We start from the raw sequence: 15,846 nt of genomic DNA on the forward strand, positions 1-15,846 counted from the left end.
AAGAACTCTCTCTCTTCGTATGGGTGGATGACAAGGTCATTTGCCGCAAATTTCTGAAGATAGAGAGGTTTTTTTATGCTCAAAAATGAAAAAGCAGTTGTTGTATTCAGCGGCGGTCAGGACAGCACAACGTGCCTCTTCTGGGCCCTGAAGCAGTTCGGTGAAGTGGAGACCGTGACCTTCGACTACGGACAGCGTCACAAGCTGGAGATTGAATGTGCCCGGGCCATCGCAGATGAGCTCGGTGTGAAGAACACTGTGCTGGACATGAGTCTCTTAAACCAGCTGGCCCCGAACGCACTGACCCGCGATGACATCGAGATTACAGAGCAGGAAGGCAGCCTGCCCAGCACGTTTGTGGAGGGCCGCAATCACCTGTTCCTGAGCTTTGCTGCGGTCAAAGCCAAGACATCCGGAGCAAGGCACTTGGTTACCGGGGTCTGCGAGACGGATTTCAGCGGATATCCCGACTGCCGGGACACTTTTGTCAAGTCGCTGAACGTCACCTTGAACCTGGCGATGGACTACAACTTTGTCATTCATACCCCGCTGATGTGGCTGGACAAAGCCGAAACCTGGGCCTTGGCTGATGAGCTGTCAGCCTTTGATTTCGTGCGGGAGAAGACGCTCACTTGCTATAACGGGATTATCGGCCACGGCTGCGGGGAATGTCCCGCCTGCAAGCTCAGACAAGCGGGCCTGGACAAATTCCTTATGTCCCGCAAAGGGGGCGACTGCGTATGAGCCGCACACCTGGGGAATTCCGCATTGTGGACAAGCTGCAAAAGCTGGGGGATGACATCCAGCCAAAACAGTTGAAATACCATAACCGCCGGGTTCTGGTGAGCAAGGAATTTACTTTTGACGCTGCGCATCATCTGCATGCATATGAGGGCAAGTGCAAGAACCTGCACGGCCATACCTATAAAGCAGTCATCGGAATCAGCGCGCGCCCGAATGACATCGGCCTTACCGCTGATTTCGGACTGATTAAAGAAATATGGAAATCCCGGATCGAGACTTACCTGGATCACAGATATTTGAACGAGACTCTGCCCCCAATGAACACGACGGCTGAGAACATGGTCGTATGGCTGTTCGAACAAATGGAGGAAGCGCTGGCCTCTGAAGAGGTCAAACCGCTAATTCATGAGGGGCGTACGGAATTTATCCGCCTGTATGAGACCCCCACAAGTTATGCCGAAGCCAGACGGGAGTGGATGACAGGTGAATAGTTCAGCTAATACGAATACACCTGATATTCCCGTGTTGGAAATTTTTGGTCCAACCGTTCAAGGTGAGGGCATGGTGATTGGCCAGAAGACCATGTTCGTGCGCACGGCAGGGTGCGACTACCGGTGTGCCTGGTGCGACTCGGCCTTCACCTGGGATGGCAGTGCCAAAGACCAGATCCAACGGATGAGCCCTGAGCAAATTTGGGCGGAGCTGCAGCGCATTGGAGGAGACCGGTTCTCCCATGTGACTCTGTCGGGAGGCAATCCCGCTCTGCTGCCCCAGCTCAGAGGGCTCGTTACCCTGCTGAACAGGAGCGGCATCCGGCTGGCCGTAGAAACACAAGGCTCAAGATGGCAGGACTGGCTGGCGGAGATCGAAGAAGTCACCCTCTCTCCCAAGCCGCCAAGCTCGGGAATGACAACCGATTGGGACCAGCTGGATTTGATCGTCGCCCGGCTGAAATCAAGACCGGAGGGATACTCTCACAGCCTGAAGGTAGTTATTTTTGATCAGGCAGATCTGGATTATGCCACACGCGTTCATGCCCGCTATCCCGATACCGTGATGTATCTGCAGGTTGGGAATCCTGATGTTCAGCGGATGGATATCACAGCCCATGCCTCCGATTTGCTTGCCCGGTATGACCAGCTGATTGAAGACGTTGTTCAATCTTCGGAGTTAAACAATGTCCGGGTGCTCCCTCAGCTGCACGCATTAGTATGGGGCAACAAACGCGGGGTCTAACTTTAACGCGGACAGACAGTCAACACAGAGTGGTCAATAATAGATTGGTTGATAGAGGGGCAACACAAGTAAGTAAAATGATTCGGAAGAAGCTGAAAGCTTTTAAAAGAAAATGCATCCGAAGAATGTGCTGACAATTGCTTGTGACAAGATTCCTGCTTACAAATTCAATCAAAGGTAATTCAGCCCACAAAACATCAGGCAATAGGGTCAAAAATGACGTTTCATGCCGCTTGCTTTCTATGACATTAACCAGAATAAATATAACGGAGGTATCAATTATGGCTGGAAGACAACCTAATGAAATGGAAGATTTGACGCTGCTCGGCAGCCAGGGGACCAAGTACGTGTTTCAATATGCGCCGGAGGTGCTGGAAAGCTTCGAGAACAAGCATGCTTACCGGGATTATTTCGTGAAATTCAACTTCCCCGAGTTCACCAGCCTGTGCCCGATTACGGGCCAGCCGGACTTCGCCACGCTCCACATCAGCTATATCCCGGACATCAAGATGGTAGAGAGTAAGTCGCTGAAGCTGTATTTGTTCAGCTTCCGCAATCATGGTGATTTCCATGAAGACTGCATGAACATCATTATGAATGATCTGATCAAGCTGATGGACCCCAAGTACATTGAGGTATGGGGAAAATTCACCCCGCGCGGAGGAATCTCCATTGATCCATACTGCAACTACGGCCGACCAGGCACCAAGTATGAACAGATGGCTGAGCACCGGATGCTGAACCATGACATGTACCCAGAAAAGATTGACAACCGTTAGACAAGACAACCGGCACATGTTGTGCTGTTCAACTTATATGCTGCTCCTGCTTCAGGAGCAGCATTAATATTTTTAGACGTTAAGGCTGCTCATAACCATTGAATGATCCTGATAAGTTAACAATTCCTTCCTTTGTTCAGAACAGATGATGAAACTCCCGCATCAGGTGTAAAGGGTGCTGTCGCATCAATAAACCTTATGAATGACATCCTCGAAGTCCGGATCCTGCATCTCTATATCATCCAGCTCTCCCCACTTGCCCAACTCCTTAACGATGTCCAGTGTATTTATCTCCCGCCGATTCACCTCAATCGAGACGGTTTGATCAATAACACAGGTCACCCGGATTTGGACCGACTCCGCTCCGCGTGAAGCCGCCACATATGACTCGGGAATTTGAAACGGTCCCCGGAAGGTGACCGTAATCAAGGTCGGCAATCCAATGGTGTCGCGAAGCGAGCGAACCGTCCCGTCATAAGACAGCTCCCCGTTGTTAATGACCATCACCCGGCTGCACAGCTGCTCTATATCGTCCATGTCATGGGTGGTCAGCAGAATCGTTTTGCCGAACTCCTCATTGATCAACTTCAGAAACTGGCGGATGTTGCGCTTCGCATTGACATCCAGGCCGATCGTTGGCTCATCAAGGAACAGCACGTCTGGATCGTGCAGCATGGCGGCCGCAAGGTCGGCGCGCATGCGCTGACCAAGCGACAGCTTGCGCACAGGCGTGTCCCAGAACGTCTGTAAATCCAGCAGTTCTGTAAATTGACGGAGTCTCCCCGCTTTGTCCGCCTGGCCAACGCCGTACATTTCGGCCAGAATATCAAAGGAATCCTTAACTGGCAGGTCCCACCACAGCTGACTGCGCTGACCGAACACAACTCCCAGCCGCTTCACAACAGAACGCCGCTCCTGATGGGGATTCATACCCGCAATGGTCACCCGGCCGGATGTTGGATGCAGAATGCCGGTCAGCATTTTGATAGTCGTCGATTTGCCAGCCCCATTCGGGCCAATATAACCAACGAATTCACCCTGCTCCACCTGAAAGCTAATCCCCCGAACCGCCTCCTTGATCCGGTATTCCCTTGAGAACAGGGTCCTGAGTCCAGAGAAGCGCCCTTCCTTTACAACAGCGGTTTTAAACGACTTGCGTATATCATGAACTTCGATCAAGATATTCCCTCCTTCCTTAACTGCCCGTACTTTGATATTTGGTCAAGCCGTACTGCCAAAATTTCAGGCTGAGTGCAAGACATCCAAGCGCAGCGGCGGCCAACGCCGGTAGCACCCAGACTCCGAGCTCCCCCCGAAGTATGTACAGAGACGGGACATAATTGACCAGACCAACAGGAATAACAATCAGCAAAATCGAAGACATCCACTTGGGATACAGCGTTAACGGATATTGGGCAGCGGTCCTTGCGGCATCCTCCGTCAGGTTCTGCAGCTCACTAGTTCTGGTTGTCCAGAAGCCGAAGGTCGCGGTGGCAAGGCCGATCGAGAACAAAATGACGGCACCCGTCACGATGATATACAATGATTGCGGCACAGCGCTCCAGCCGACCTGGCCGCTCACCATCATGCCATGGAGCGACCACCACAGCAGAAACCCGCCCTGAAGCACTTCACCCAGCATGATTCTGAATTTCTGCGGCATCAGTACCAGCAGAACCGGCATCGGACGTGTAAGCAGCTGGTCAAGTTCACCGTTCACCAAATAATTCTCCAGATGGTGCACTTCATCAGCAAATGTCCGGTACAACGTCTTGGACAGTGTGATTACCGCGAACAGATAACCGATCTCGTGCATTGACCAGCCCTGAATGGCCCCGAATTTATGGAGCACAATCGCAACCATCAGAAATTCCGAGATTTGAATTAATGCGGCCAGGAAGGAAGCGAGCACAAAATTGAATTTGTACTGCATGCGGCTCTTGATGCTTGTTCGAATCAACAGTCCATATAAAGACAGCCAGGATTTCACGGTCATCCTCCCTGCACCTCCACTTTCCGCCTTAAAAATCCAGTCGCCAGCAGACAGGTTAGTGTGAGCAGAGCGCACCAAAACAACGTTCCCCACAAATAGGAGGCTTCACCGGAGCCTAAATATAATTTTGTCGGTACATACAGGAGGTAGGGATACGGAGACCACCAGGCAATGGTCTGCAGCCAGCCCGGCAGCCATTCGATGGGAATAAAGAAGCCTGCAAGGAGATTAATCATCGCGTGGTTGCCCCAATATAACCAGGATGATTCAGTAGTCCACAGTGCGGATGCGCCGATCAGATAATTCATGCAAATCGATAGATAAGCAGCACCAGCCAGGGCAAGAGCAACGAACAGGAGCTCCGACACCTTTCCGGGCAGCTTCAAGGAGAATACCACGTAATACACCAGGTAGATCGGGATCGATTTGTAGACGAATTGGTAAGCGATCTGGCCCCATTCTTTGGCCATCATGTGGCTGAACAGATGGACGGGACGCATTAAATCCAAGGAAATATGGCCCGTTCTGACGGCTTGGGGAATGCCGAGGCCATTGGTAATGAAGCTGGAGATCCAGAGCGCGGCTTGAGTAAAGGAGATATAGTTCACCATCCCCTGCGTTCCGTACTCTCCAAGCGAGTAATCCGAACCTAGTCCGATCCAGATACACGCATACATGAAGCCGAACATCGCACTGGCGATATTGTGCACCATGTGGGCTCCGCGGTATTGCAAATTGCGGGCGTAGGCTTTGGAAGCCAAAGTGAAATAAAGCATGCAGCACCTCCGATAAGCTTATTAGACGGCGGACCCGTCCACTTCAGACAAGGCGAAAATGAAAGAAGGACAATATCATACCAGATCATTCCAGATTGGAGCAACCTTTTTTTGCCTTCTTGTAGATGGAACGGTACCTTAGGCCCAGGGCATTCGTTCACTCTTCTCCCTGCGGTTTCTTCATCTGACCGCAAAGTTCTGCGCGGGAGAACAGCTTCTTCTAGGGAAGTGGCGAAATTAACGGTAACGATGAAATTTGGGGTAATATGAAGGGAGACTTGTGTTCATTTTTGTTATGTTCAAAGAAAGGAGCTCTGAAATGACGACAACAACCAAACCTAAAATTTTCATTGCGAGACCCATTCCTCCCGAAGTAGAGCAATATCTTGCCCGGCACTGCACCTATACCAAATGGAGCGGGGACAAACCGGCCTCCTTAGAGGAAATTATAGAGCATATTTCTGATGTGGACGGCCTGCTGACCACCGGTGGCAGGATTAATGCTGAGCTGCTGGATCACGCCCCCAACCTTAAGGTGGTTAGCACGATGAGCGTAGGCTACAACAATTTTGACATTGAAGAAATGAAGCGGCGTGGGATCAAGGGGACCAACACACCCGACGTGCTGAACGACACCGTGGCCGACCTGATTCTCTCCTTGATGCTGTCGGTCGCACGCCGCGTGCCTGAAATGGACAAGTACATCCGGGAAGGGAACTGGAAACGCGGTGACAACGAGAGCTTGTTCGGTCTGGATGTTCATCACAAAACACTTGGTATTATCGGGATGGGAAGCATCGGGCGTGTTGTTGCGCACAGGGCGAAGCATGGCTTCGGAATGGATATTCTCTACCATAACCGCCACCGGAGCAAGCAGGCCGAGCAGGATTATGGCGCGGTATACTCCAGTATGGATGAGCTGCTGGGCAGCTCCGACTTCATCGTTCTGATGACCCCACTCACCGAGGAGACCCGCCATATGATCGGTGAAGCTGAATTTGCCAAGATGAAGCGGACGGCCATCTTCATCAATGCTTCCCGGGGACAGACTGTGGATGAAGAAGCTTTGATCCAGGCGCTGCAGAACGGCGTCATCTACGGAGCGGGACTGGACGTATTCGAGAAGGAGCCGATAGATCCTTCGAACCCGCTGCTGAAAATGTCCAATGTCGTGCTGCTTCCCCATATCGGCTCTGCAACCGAGAAGACGCGCACCGATATGGCGATGCGGGCCGCCGAGAATTTGGTCCGTGTTCTTCAGGGCGAATCTCCGGCTGGACTCGTTAAGGAGCTGCGGGACATATAATCGGGAGCAGGGTACAGATCAGATCAACTTATACTTTCACACCAAAGAGCGGCATTGGCGTATTAAATACGCTAATGCCGCTCTTTAGGTGGATTTCCGTCATGCAGGCCACACCTCGACTTAGAGCTGCGCGCGGTAATGGTTTTATTTTTCACTCAAAGTCTACTTTGTATTTCTTCTCGGTTGATGAGGTATGCTTGCTGGCTTCCATGTCCTTTTCTTCCATCTGCTCTTCAGTCAAATCTTCCATCGGAATGGAGTCCACCGTCTGTTCACTCTCGAACCGGTCAAACAGGCTTTCACGCTCCGTTTCGTACTGCTCGGCATGATCCATGCCGGAAGGGCCGTGATCCGGTCTATTGTTATTCTCCACGTTTCTCACCTCGTTACCGTTATTATTCCCTTTATACCGTCATCCGGGCATTTTTAAACATGATAGTCCTCAAAAATGGTGTGATTCGAGGGTGACTGTTCCCACCTCATGAGCTGCTTTTCTCAAGGCAACCTCATTGAAATTCCCCGGTAACTTTTTACTCTCGTCATATAAAATAACCCCTTCAGCTATTGAAGGGGTTTATGAATGCTATTTTTTCTCTTTAATAACTAATATAACACCTATGAGTATGAAAATAGAGCCAGTCCAGAACGTTAAACCTATGTTTTCTCCAAGAATAAGCCATCCAAGCAATGTACCAACCACGGGTTGGAAAAAGAAAAACAGCCCCCCACTTGAAGCGTTTAGCATTTGTAATCCGCGATTCCAAAGCAGAAATCCACCTGCAGTTGAGACGATCCCCAAATACAGAAGCCCTCCCCAAATCGCCGGATGGCTCAGCTGTGAGATATTGATTGCCTGTAATCGCGGCAAAACAAAGGGGGTCAGAACAATTAGGGCCACCAAGATGGAATAAGTAGTCACCATAATTTGTGAATACTCACTCGGCACACGCTTTACAAGCACAGACATGAGCGCCCAAGTTAACGCCGCTACAAGAAGTGAAATACCGCCAAGTTTACTTGATAAGTCCACTTGATCGGCTCCAACAATGAGGAGAACTCCAATTGTGGCTAAACAAATAGAAAATCCCTTTTTTAGGGTTAACCGTTCTTGAAGGATTAATCGAGCAAAAATAACCATAAACGCGGGTGTCGAGGAAGTTATAATAGCTCCCATTTGTGCTGAGGATAGCATGGTACCCGTTTCCTGAGCAACAATCGAAATCGTATTCCCAATGATGCCAATAGCGATAATTATTAATAGATCACGCTTATGGATCCGCCATTTCTGCCGTGTTATAAAGCTAACCACAAGTAGTGAAACCATAGCCACTAAATATCGCATCCAGACCAGTTCCAGCGGCGGTATGACCGATACTACAATTTTAACAACAACGTACATACCACCCCAAATGCTGGAAGCCAATGCTAAATATATCGAACCTAACAGAGTCTTATTCATTTATTTGTTCCCTCCGTGTTTAATTAAGGTCAAGATAGCCCTTAACGGAGAGATGAAAGTCACCTTTACTCCACTAAGGGTGTAAAGGTGCTGCAGGTACATCGTTTTCAAATAATGGAGCCAAATACATTCTGATTCACCTCTCATCCAATCTAACTTAAAAAATATATAAAATTTATACTAACAAATTACGTTCCATCTGAACAGTCAAACTGTGTTTTGTAAACCCTAGTTAGTTACCGAGCTCTGACTATAGCGGTATTCTACCGCCCATAAATTTGATATTAGGCAAGTGTCGTGAGCAGTTCGGGTTATCGTCCATAGACTGGTGTTGTATTACATTTACCCAGGGAGGTTAACCATGGAGACTGATCATAAAGAAATATGCTGGAGACTAATGTATCAATATGTTGGAATTAATACAACAGATGGTCGTTCTTATGATGGATTCATTACCCATGTCGATAATGAGTATGTCACTCTTGCTGTGCCAACTGGCGAAATGATTCAGGAAATGCGTGGTCTGCCCGCACAGGAGTCAACTTATAGACAATTTGGTTTCTATCCAGGCTTCTTCCCCCGGCGTCGTTTCCTGCAGCGCCGTATTCTTTTTCCCATTGCTTCCGTATTCCTGCTCCCATTCTTCATATGATCCAACAGCCTTCATAATTAAAAACCAAAGCCGGACCCCATGCGGGATCCGGCCTCTTATCAATGGAATCCTATTTTCATTGACTTTTACTCGTCTTGTGATTTTTCTTTGGATTTGAACGACGCTGTGCCTGTCTATTCCCGTTCTCTCCCGCGATAACCTCCACGTTCAAGCGCTGCAGCGCCTCCAGCCATTCCTGAGGACAAGCTTCGTCCGTTATTATCATTGATATGTCCTCGATGGCCGATATTCTGGCAAACGCCGTAACTCCAAACTTGGAGTGGTCCGCAACCAAAATGGATTCTTCCGCGCGTTTCATCATTTTCCTCGACACCCCGGCTTCGTCCGGATCAAAATCGGTGATCCCATCCGACAGCGATATCCCTCCCGCCGAAATGAAGGCCTTGTTCACCTTGAACTGATCCAGCAGTTCATATACCATCGGGCCTGTGGCTGCCTGATACTTTGCATTGATTTCTCCTCCAGCAAAGATAACCTTACCCCTGAACTCTTTCAACGCGAAGTTAAGAATTGGAACTGAATTCGTAATGACCGTCACATGGGAACGATTCTTCAACTGCTTAATGATTTCGATTGTGGTCGTTCCATTATCCAGAAGAATCGTCTCGCCGTCATGAATCAGCGACGCTGCGAGCTTGCCGATCACCTGCTTTTCCCCGAAGTGCATACGCGACCGCTTAAAGAAAGCGGGCTCGGTTTGTTCGGAACGGGCCAGTACCGCGCCTCCGTATACTTTGCGCAGTTTCCCCTCCTGTTCGAGCCTGTCCAGGTCCCTGCGAATCGTCTCCATGGATACATTGAACGACATGGCCAGCGCATGCACTTGAACCTTTCCTTCCGTGCCCAGTTGGGCAAGGATGGTCTCTCTGCGTTCTTCATGGGATAAAGACATTTTGAATCTCCTCCAAGCCCAATAAGGATTATGTTTTCATGTGATTTTATGTGATTTTGTGTTATTAAGGCAAGTTTATAGATTGGTTTTTCTCTTGTCAACCCAATAATATTCACCGTTCCCGTTTAAATTGACCAATACTATTGACGAATTTGAAGGGCAGAGATACAATCACTTAAAACAACGCAAAACAACATAAAACAACAAACAACCACGTGAAACCACGTTACCAAAATGAGGAGGAACGAATATGAGCCAGCAGTTGGCATTCCGGAAAGATGGAACCTTTACTATCGTTCAGTTTACGGACCTGCACTGGAAGGACGGGCAAGAGAAAGATCTGCGCACCCGTGCGCTAATGGAACAAATACTGGATATAGAGCAGCCGGATCTTGCTGTGTTTACCGGCGATGTCATTTACACCGGGGAGGTTTCCGGCGGAGGGCCGGAGTGCGAGTTCCCAGAACGCGCCTTCCGCGAGGCCGTCCAAGCGGTAGAAGAACGTGGAATCCCTTGGGCTTTCGTCTTCGGCAATCATGACACGGAACAGCGGATTACCCGGGAAGAGCTAATGCAGGTTGCCCTAAAGCATCGGCATACGGTGACTAAGTCCGGTCCGAAGCATCTACCCGGCAGCAACTACACCCTTCAGATCACTGACCGGGAAGGCAATCCGGCGGCGAATCTTTATTTTCTCGACTCCGGCAGTTATTCCACAAACCCTAACGTTCCGGGATATGACTGGATAAACCAGGAACAAATCAACTGGCTCACCGCCGAATCCGGCCGCCTAGGCTCGGGGAGAGAAGGAAGCAAACTGCCTGCGCTTGCCTTTTTCCATATCCCTCTTCCTGAATATAAAGAGGTTTGGGACACCCAAATCTGCTATGGGCATAAACAGGAGCAGGTGTGCAGTCCAGCCGTCAATTCCGGCATGTTTGCGGCACTGCTCGAAATGGGCGATGTTATCGGAACGTTCTGCGGACATGACCATATCAACGACTATATGGGGAACCTATACGGCATCTCACTTTGTTACGGAAGGGCAAGCGGCTACAACACCTACGGCAAAGAGGGGTTCCCCCGCGGCGCCCGCTTGATCAGGCTTACTCAGGACAAGCCCGGCTTCGAAACCTGGCTCCGTCTTGAGGACGGCACGCCCATAATGGAACAGCCGGCTCATTCCCCAGAGAGAGGCCAATAACCAATACCATCAAGAATGGAATGAAAACGTAAATGCTACTCCCCATACTTCTCGTTGTCGCTTCCGGCATGGCCCATGCCGTCTGGAATCTGTTCACCAAACAAAGCAGGAACAAAAGCGTCTTTCTGTGGTCGATCATGATGCTGCCCACCATTTTGCTCCTGCCTTCTTTGATTCGGGAACTGGGGCTCCAATCCTTGGCTGCCGAAGCTTACGCCCTGATGGCTTTGTCTGCGGTACTGCAAGCCCTGTACTCCTGGCTGTTGTCCCAAGCCTACGAGCTTGGAGACCTTTCGCAAGTCTATCCGGTCATGCGCGGCGCCAGCACTTTACTGGTTCCATTGGTTGGAGTCATTCTCCTGAAGGAATCGCTCTCTGGAGCCGGATGGTTCGGAATAGGCCTGATGCTGTGCGGATTCTTGGTACATGCCGGAATGGGGACCCGGAAGCACGATTTATCGATCCGGCTGCAAGAGATAAAACCTTTTTTAATGGCGCTCGGGATCGGCGCCTGCATCACCTGTTATGTATTCGTTGACAAGTTAAATTTGCAGCATATTTCCCCTTTGGCCCTCCTAGAGGTAACCAATATTGGTTTTGTAGCCGGCCTTACGCCAAAGGTCTTGCTCTCCGGCGAGCTTCGTGCGGAATGGAAGGCTAACTGGCGGACGATGCTGCTCGGTGCCGTGTTGAACCCAGGCTCTTATCTGCTCTTCCTGTTCGCCATGCAGCAAGCGCCCATGGCACATATCGGCCCGCTGCGGGAGACCGGGACTGTCTTTGCCACATTGCTAGGGGTACTCTTGCTTAAAGAAAAACAAGGGACACAGCGGATTATTGGCTCCGTGGTCATTGCCGGTGGAATTCTGCTTGTAGGAATGTGGGGATAACTCCCAATATAAATTCCGGTACACAAAAAGGTACCCATACACTAAACACTCTTTCAAGTGTCCAGTGTATGGGTACCTGTGTAATTACTCCTGCCTTCTTATCTATTCGTCTTCCAGGATCGGGGTGCTGCCCCGTTCATTCAGCCTTCCGGCACACGCATCCTCGTACACCCTTTTCAGCCATCCGAGCTCGGTCTTAGCATGCTCGTATCTCCCCGCCATCAGATGAAGGACACTGCGGGATACAGTGCCGATATGCTCCTCATATACCTGGTACAAATAATTTACCTGATGCTCGGCCTCCTCTACTCTGCTCTTCAGAATAGAGGCAATTTTCTTCTGATCGCCTTTTCCGGCAAAAGCGAGCGCAATGTACAAGGAATGATAGACCGGCTCAATCTCCTGAAACTTGCTGAGCAGCAGTTTCTCGAAATAATCCCTGCCCTGATCTGTAATCCGGTAGACGGTCTTATCCGGCCGGTTATCGCTCTTAATCACTTCCACCGCTTCGATATATTCCTGCTTGACCATCTGATCCACTGCATAGTACAAAGAACCAATTTGAATCTTGGCGCTCTGGTCAAAGGCCCGGTCCCGCATAATCAAACGCATCTCATAAGGATGCATATCCCGCTCAAGAAGCAGTCCAAGAACCGCCAGCTTGATCGACATGATACAGTCACTCCCCTCGCAAGTCTACTCGGTTTGTCTTGCCGTCTTAGCCTTCACAGACACTCTGTCCTTAGGCATAAGCAGCACACAGATTACGGCACAGCCAACGGGAATCAGCGTCCACATAAATGTGTGAGCGATGGAAGAGGACATGGCTTCGGTAATCTTATGCAGGACCGGTTCGGGAATCAGCTTCCGGTTCTCTGGAGTCAGCGCTTCCTGAGGGTTCCCAAAGTTGGTTGCCCCGGCAGAAGATCCGCCGAAGGCTGACGTCATTTTCTCCGAGAAGGCGTTGCGCTGGATAATTCCGAAAATCGTAATCCCAAGTGTCATGCCAAGAGAACGGAGAAAAGAGTTCGTCGAAGTCGCTGAACCGCGCTGACGCATGTCAAAGTGATGGATCGCCGCCATACTCAGAACAGAGAACGAGAACCCTACACCGAACCCGGTCAGAATCGTAAACAAGGTCATGATCATACGGGAGGTATCTGGCGATAAAGTGCTGAGCAGAACAGTGCCTGCCAGGAAGCATACCACGGAGATCATCATAATGTTCCTGAACGAGGTTCTTGTAGTGAGCAGGCCACCCACCTGTGAGCCGGCGACCGAACCGATCATCATCGGCATCAGGATCAAGCCCGAATTCGTGGCTGAGCCTCCAAATACACCTTGAACAAAGATCGGGATATACACCGTAGCTACAATAAACACCGAGCCGTAGAAAAAGGCAACGAGGTTGCTCGTCGCAAACAGGCGGTTGCTCAGCATTTTGAACGAGATAATAGGCTCAGAGGCTACCCGCTCTATCATAATAAACACCACGAACAGCACCGCAAACCCAGCGAATAACCCAATAATCTGCAAAGAGTCCCAAGCATATTCCTTGCCGCCAAGCTCCAGGGCGAACATCAGGCACACGACAGCTCCAACCAAAGTTGCTGCCCCGCCCCAATCAATCCGCTGCTTGGAGTGGGACATCGATTCTTTATAGTATACAACGATCAGAATCAAGGAAATGATTCCGAGCGGCACGTTGATATAGAATACCCAGTTCCATCCAAGGCTCTCCGTGATAAATGCCCCGAGCAGCGGGCCAAATATACTGGACATGCCAAATACGGCACCGAACAGCCCTGTTGTTTTGCCGCGCGATTCTGGCGGGAAGATATCAAATATAATCGTAAACGCAATCGGCATCAATGCACCGCCGCCAATCCCCTGAATGGCCCGGAATATACTCAACTGCACGATGCTGCCAGCCATTCCGCACAGCATGGAGCCGACCAGAAATACAATCAGGCCGAAAATAAAAAATCGCTTCCTTCCGTACATATCGGACAGCTTGCCAAATATCGGTGTTCCGGCCATAACCGTAACCATATAAGCCGAGGTCACCCAAATAAACTGTTCCATTCCACCAAGCTCGGAAACGATGGTTCCCATAGCCGTAGTCACAATGGTGTTATCCATCGCCGACATCAGAATAGCCAGAAGCAGGCCGGCTACAATAAACCTGGTATTCCGCTTACTACTCTCAATCATAAGATCTGTACTCCTCTTAACTTATTCAAATTTGAATACTTATTTACGTTAATTATATTCAAATTAGAATAATTTGCAATATCCCTTTTTCCGATTAGTCGGTAAAAAACAGCTATAACCTAACTTTATTTGATCTGTATCCGGAACCTCTTTGATTTACGTTTTAAATACTGTATAATTATGGAAAAGGGGGCTGATACTTATGCCAGCTGCTGTTATGGTTGGCCTTGCCGTTGTTCTTCTGGGTGCCTTTATACTCATGGTGTATGTTCAATATGGTTACATTACAGAGCTTAGGAAGCTTAAGCATAAGACCGGGGCCGAGCAGAATGCTTACTATGAGAACCTATCTTATGAGGAGGAACAGCTCCATTTCAGTATGCAGGGCGGATTCTGGCTAGCTGCTGCGGTGGCTTCGTTCATCTACAAACTAAGGCACAGCAAAGCATAATCTACTGGGGAATACGGTGCCCGCTGAGGGCGCCTTTTTTGTTTTGTGTGATATGATATAAAGACTCACATACTAGAAAGGGAGTACTGCTATGAACTCTAAATGGTCTCAACTGGCACGCCACATGCAGGATAACGGGGTACAGACCCTTCTGATTACGGACCCTAAACATATTTATTATCTGACCGGTTTTCTGAGCGAGCCGCATGAGCGCTTTCTCGCCGCTGCAATGACGTTAGGCCAGGAGCCTGTTCTCATCGTTCCCGCGCTTGATGAGGAAGCCGCACGTGCGGCTTCGGATACCATGCATGTGTATACCCACGAAGATACAGATAATCCGTATCTTGTGCTGAGCCAGGCTTTGAAGGGCTCCGCAGGAACCATTGCCCTAGAGAAGAATCATTTGTCCGTCACCAGGTTTGAAGCGCTTCAGGAGCATCTGACCTTTGCCCGTTACCGGGATATCGGGCCTTGGCTTCAGGATATGCGGGTGCGCAAATCTCCCGAGGAGATTATAAAGATCAAACATGCGGTCGATCTTATTGAAAAAGTGCTGCAAGAGGGAGTATCCAAGGTACGCGAAGGCGTCACCGAGAATGAGCTGGTGGCGGAGATTGAATACCAGATTCGCCGCTTGGGCGCAGACGGACCTTCCTTCGATTCGATGGTCTTGTTTGGGGAGAAGACCGCACTTCCGCATGGGGTGCCCGGCACAAGAGCACTGAAACACGGCGATATGGTCATGTTCGATATCGGGGTGTATGCGGATGGCTACGCATCAGATATTACCCGAACCTTTTCCTTTGGGGAGCCGGCTCCTGAACTGGTCCGGGTCTACAATACCGTGCTTGAGGCCAACGAAGCGGCCATCCGGGCGATTAAACCCGGAGTGTCCTTTGCTTCTATTGATCTCGCGGCCCGCCGTGTGATTGAGGATGCGGGATACGGTCCATATTTCATGCACCGTCTCGGACATGGACTTGGCATCGATGTTCATGAGTATCCTTCCATCCACAACCAGAATGAGGATCATCTGCAGGAGGGCAACGTGTTCACGGTAGAGCCGGGAGTGTACATACCAAATCTGGGTGGTGTCCGTATTGAGGATGATATCCGTGTCACAGCTGATGGAGTGGAGGTCCTCACCTCCTATCCGAAGAATTTGACGATTCTGGAATAGCCGTCTTCTCAAGAGAATTCTCTAAATAATTAGCAAAAGCCTTATTCCT

At 49.8% G+C, this 15,846-nt stretch carries 18 protein-coding genes; 10 read left to right on the forward strand and 8 right to left on the reverse strand.

Translation table 11 applies throughout. The features are described from left to right. Nucleotides 1–75 precede the first annotated feature (75 nt). From queC to queF, 4 genes are all read left to right on the forward strand, one after another. Nucleotides 76–744 carry a 7-cyano-7-deazaguanine synthase QueC gene (gene queC, locus KJS63_RS14050; RefSeq protein WP_213619700.1) on the forward strand — a complete coding sequence of 223 codons (669 nt, stop codon included), beginning with the start codon at nt 76–78 and terminating at the stop codon, nt 742–744. Further along, complete coding sequence (gene queD / locus KJS63_RS14055) at nt 741–1,235, forward strand: 6-carboxytetrahydropterin synthase QueD (protein WP_213619701.1); 495 nt, start codon at nt 741–743, stop codon at nt 1,233–1,235. The genes queC and queD overlap by 4 nt, the downstream gene beginning before the upstream one ends. Then, a complete protein-coding gene (gene queE / locus KJS63_RS14060; RefSeq protein ID WP_213619702.1) occupies nt 1,228–1,980 on the forward strand; it encodes a 7-carboxy-7-deazaguanine synthase QueE in 753 nt (250 codons plus the stop codon). Before queD ends, queE begins: the two co-directional genes overlap by 8 nt. A 281-nt stretch (nt 1,981–2,261) precedes the next feature. After that, nucleotides 2,262–2,759 (forward strand): preQ(1) synthase, encoded by a 498-nt coding sequence (gene queF / locus KJS63_RS14065; RefSeq protein WP_213619703.1) that lies wholly within the window; start codon nt 2,262–2,264, stop codon nt 2,757–2,759. A 186-nt stretch (nt 2,760–2,945) separates the two neighbouring features. Here the strand turns inward: queF and KJS63_RS14070 are convergent, their stop codons facing one another. Genes KJS63_RS14070 through KJS63_RS14080 form a run of 3 tightly spaced genes read right to left on the reverse strand, consistent with a single transcriptional unit; the run spans nt 2,946 to nt 5,528 of the window. After that, nucleotides 2,946–3,938 carry an ABC transporter ATP-binding protein gene (locus KJS63_RS14070; protein ID WP_213619704.1) on the reverse strand — a complete coding sequence of 331 codons (993 nt, stop codon included), beginning with the start codon at nt 3,936–3,938 and terminating at the stop codon, nt 2,946–2,948. 16 nt (nt 3,939–3,954) lie between these two features. Next, a complete protein-coding gene (locus tag KJS63_RS14075) occupies nt 3,955–4,755 on the reverse strand; it encodes an ABC transporter permease (protein WP_213619705.1) in 801 nt (266 codons plus the stop codon). Then, nucleotides 4,752–5,528: an ABC transporter permease gene (locus KJS63_RS14080; RefSeq protein WP_068615518.1), complete on the reverse strand. Its 777-nt coding sequence runs from the start codon at nt 5,526–5,528 to the stop codon at nt 4,752–4,754. The genes KJS63_RS14075 and KJS63_RS14080 overlap by 4 nt, the downstream gene beginning before the upstream one ends. Nucleotides 5,529–5,847: 319 nt before the next feature. Here KJS63_RS14080 and KJS63_RS14085 point away from each other — a divergent pair, with 319 nt between their 5' ends. Then, on the forward strand, nt 5,848–6,834 hold the full coding sequence (locus KJS63_RS14085; RefSeq protein WP_213619706.1) for a 2-hydroxyacid dehydrogenase: 987 nt from the start codon (nt 5,848–5,850) through the stop codon (nt 6,832–6,834). Between the two features lie 151 nt (nt 6,835–6,985). Here the strand turns inward: KJS63_RS14085 and KJS63_RS14090 are convergent, their stop codons facing one another. After that, nucleotides 6,986–7,168 carry a hypothetical protein gene (locus tag KJS63_RS14090; RefSeq protein ID WP_068622032.1) on the reverse strand — a complete coding sequence of 61 codons (183 nt, stop codon included), beginning with the start codon at nt 7,166–7,168 and terminating at the stop codon, nt 6,986–6,988. 249 nt (nt 7,169–7,417) lie between these two features. After that, a complete protein-coding gene (locus KJS63_RS14095) occupies nt 7,418–8,293 on the reverse strand; it encodes a DMT family transporter (protein ID WP_213619707.1) in 876 nt (291 codons plus the stop codon). A gap of 361 nt (nt 8,294–8,654) precedes the next feature. Here KJS63_RS14095 and KJS63_RS14100 point away from each other — a divergent pair, with 361 nt between their 5' ends. Continuing rightward, complete coding sequence (locus tag KJS63_RS14100) at nt 8,655–8,945, forward strand: phosphatidylinositol kinase (RefSeq protein ID WP_213619708.1); 291 nt, start codon at nt 8,655–8,657, stop codon at nt 8,943–8,945. Nucleotides 8,946–9,021: 76 nt separating this feature from the next. Here KJS63_RS14100 and KJS63_RS14105 read toward each other — a convergent pair whose 3' ends face one another. Beyond that, the gene (locus KJS63_RS14105; RefSeq protein WP_213619709.1) at nt 9,022–9,858 is read right to left on the reverse strand and encodes a DeoR/GlpR family DNA-binding transcription regulator; all 837 of its coding nucleotides are present in this window, start codon (nt 9,856–9,858) and stop codon (nt 9,022–9,024) included. A 250-nt stretch (nt 9,859–10,108) separates the two neighbouring features. On the opposite strand from KJS63_RS14105, the gene KJS63_RS14110 reads away from it, so the two are divergent. Beyond that, entirely contained in the window at nt 10,109–11,062 is a 954-nt protein-coding gene (locus KJS63_RS14110; RefSeq protein WP_213619710.1) for a metallophosphoesterase family protein, read from the forward strand. A gap of 32 nt (nt 11,063–11,094) precedes the next feature. Continuing rightward, nucleotides 11,095–11,952 (forward strand): SMR family transporter, encoded by an 858-nt coding sequence (locus KJS63_RS14115; RefSeq protein ID WP_213619711.1) that lies wholly within the window; start codon nt 11,095–11,097, stop codon nt 11,950–11,952. 102 nt (nt 11,953–12,054) lie between these two features. Here the strand turns inward: KJS63_RS14115 and KJS63_RS14120 are convergent, their stop codons facing one another. Continuing rightward, entirely contained in the window at nt 12,055–12,624 is a 570-nt protein-coding gene (locus KJS63_RS14120; protein WP_213619712.1) for a PadR family transcriptional regulator, read from the reverse strand. Between the two features lie 24 nt (nt 12,625–12,648). Next, nucleotides 12,649–14,166, reverse strand: coding sequence for an MDR family MFS transporter (locus KJS63_RS14125; protein WP_213619713.1), 1,518 nt, complete (start codon nt 14,164–14,166; stop codon nt 12,649–12,651). 202 nt (nt 14,167–14,368) lie between these two features. On the opposite strand from KJS63_RS14125, the gene KJS63_RS14130 reads away from it, so the two are divergent. Beyond that, the gene (locus KJS63_RS14130) at nt 14,369–14,617 is read left to right on the forward strand and encodes a DUF3949 domain-containing protein (RefSeq protein WP_213619714.1); all 249 of its coding nucleotides are present in this window, start codon (nt 14,369–14,371) and stop codon (nt 14,615–14,617) included. 91 nt (nt 14,618–14,708) lie between these two features. Continuing rightward, nucleotides 14,709–15,797 carry a M24 family metallopeptidase gene (locus KJS63_RS14135; RefSeq protein ID WP_213619715.1) on the forward strand — a complete coding sequence of 363 codons (1,089 nt, stop codon included), beginning with the start codon at nt 14,709–14,711 and terminating at the stop codon, nt 15,795–15,797. Nucleotides 15,798–15,846: the final 49 nt, after the last annotated feature.

Source organism: Paenibacillus sp. J22TS3 (assembly GCF_018403205.1).
In the GTDB taxonomy this organism is placed as follows: Bacteria; Bacillota; Bacilli; order Paenibacillales; family Paenibacillaceae; genus Fontibacillus; species Fontibacillus tuaregi.

Bases quoted from the DNA above. Each gene is read 5' to 3' on its own strand.
- queC (WP_213619700.1), top strand. From the start codon at position 76: ATGCTCAAAAATGAAAAAGCAGTTGTTGTATTCAGCGGCGGTCAGGAC.
- queD (WP_213619701.1), top strand. From the start codon at position 741: ATGAGCCGCACACCTGGGGAATTCCGCATTGTGGACAAGCTGCAAAAG.
- queF (WP_213619703.1), top strand. From the start codon at position 2,262: ATGGCTGGAAGACAACCTAATGAAATGGAAGATTTGACGCTGCTCGGC.
- KJS63_RS14075 (WP_213619705.1), bottom strand. From the start codon at position 4,755: ATGACCGTGAAATCCTGGCTGTCTTTATATGGACTGTTGATTCGAACA.
- KJS63_RS14080 (WP_068615518.1), bottom strand. From the start codon at position 5,528: ATGCTTTATTTCACTTTGGCTTCCAAAGCCTACGCCCGCAATTTGCAA.
- KJS63_RS14085 (WP_213619706.1), top strand. From the start codon at position 5,848: ATGACGACAACAACCAAACCTAAAATTTTCATTGCGAGACCCATTCCT.
- KJS63_RS14090 (WP_068622032.1), bottom strand. From the start codon at position 7,168: ATGGATCATGCCGAGCAGTACGAAACGGAGCGTGAAAGCCTGTTTGAC.
- KJS63_RS14095 (WP_213619707.1), bottom strand. From the start codon at position 8,293: ATGAATAAGACTCTGTTAGGTTCGATATATTTAGCATTGGCTTCCAGC.
- KJS63_RS14100 (WP_213619708.1), top strand. From the start codon at position 8,655: ATGGAGACTGATCATAAAGAAATATGCTGGAGACTAATGTATCAATAT.
- KJS63_RS14105 (WP_213619709.1), bottom strand. From the start codon at position 9,858: ATGTCTTTATCCCATGAAGAACGCAGAGAGACCATCCTTGCCCAACTG.
- KJS63_RS14110 (WP_213619710.1), top strand. From the start codon at position 10,109: ATGAGCCAGCAGTTGGCATTCCGGAAAGATGGAACCTTTACTATCGTT.
- KJS63_RS14115 (WP_213619711.1), top strand. From the start codon at position 11,095: ATGCTACTCCCCATACTTCTCGTTGTCGCTTCCGGCATGGCCCATGCC.
- KJS63_RS14120 (WP_213619712.1), bottom strand. From the start codon at position 12,624: ATGTCGATCAAGCTGGCGGTTCTTGGACTGCTTCTTGAGCGGGATATG.
- KJS63_RS14125 (WP_213619713.1), bottom strand. From the start codon at position 14,166: ATGATTGAGAGTAGTAAGCGGAATACCAGGTTTATTGTAGCCGGCCTG.
- KJS63_RS14130 (WP_213619714.1), top strand. From the start codon at position 14,369: ATGCCAGCTGCTGTTATGGTTGGCCTTGCCGTTGTTCTTCTGGGTGCC.
- KJS63_RS14135 (WP_213619715.1), top strand. From the start codon at position 14,709: ATGAACTCTAAATGGTCTCAACTGGCACGCCACATGCAGGATAACGGG.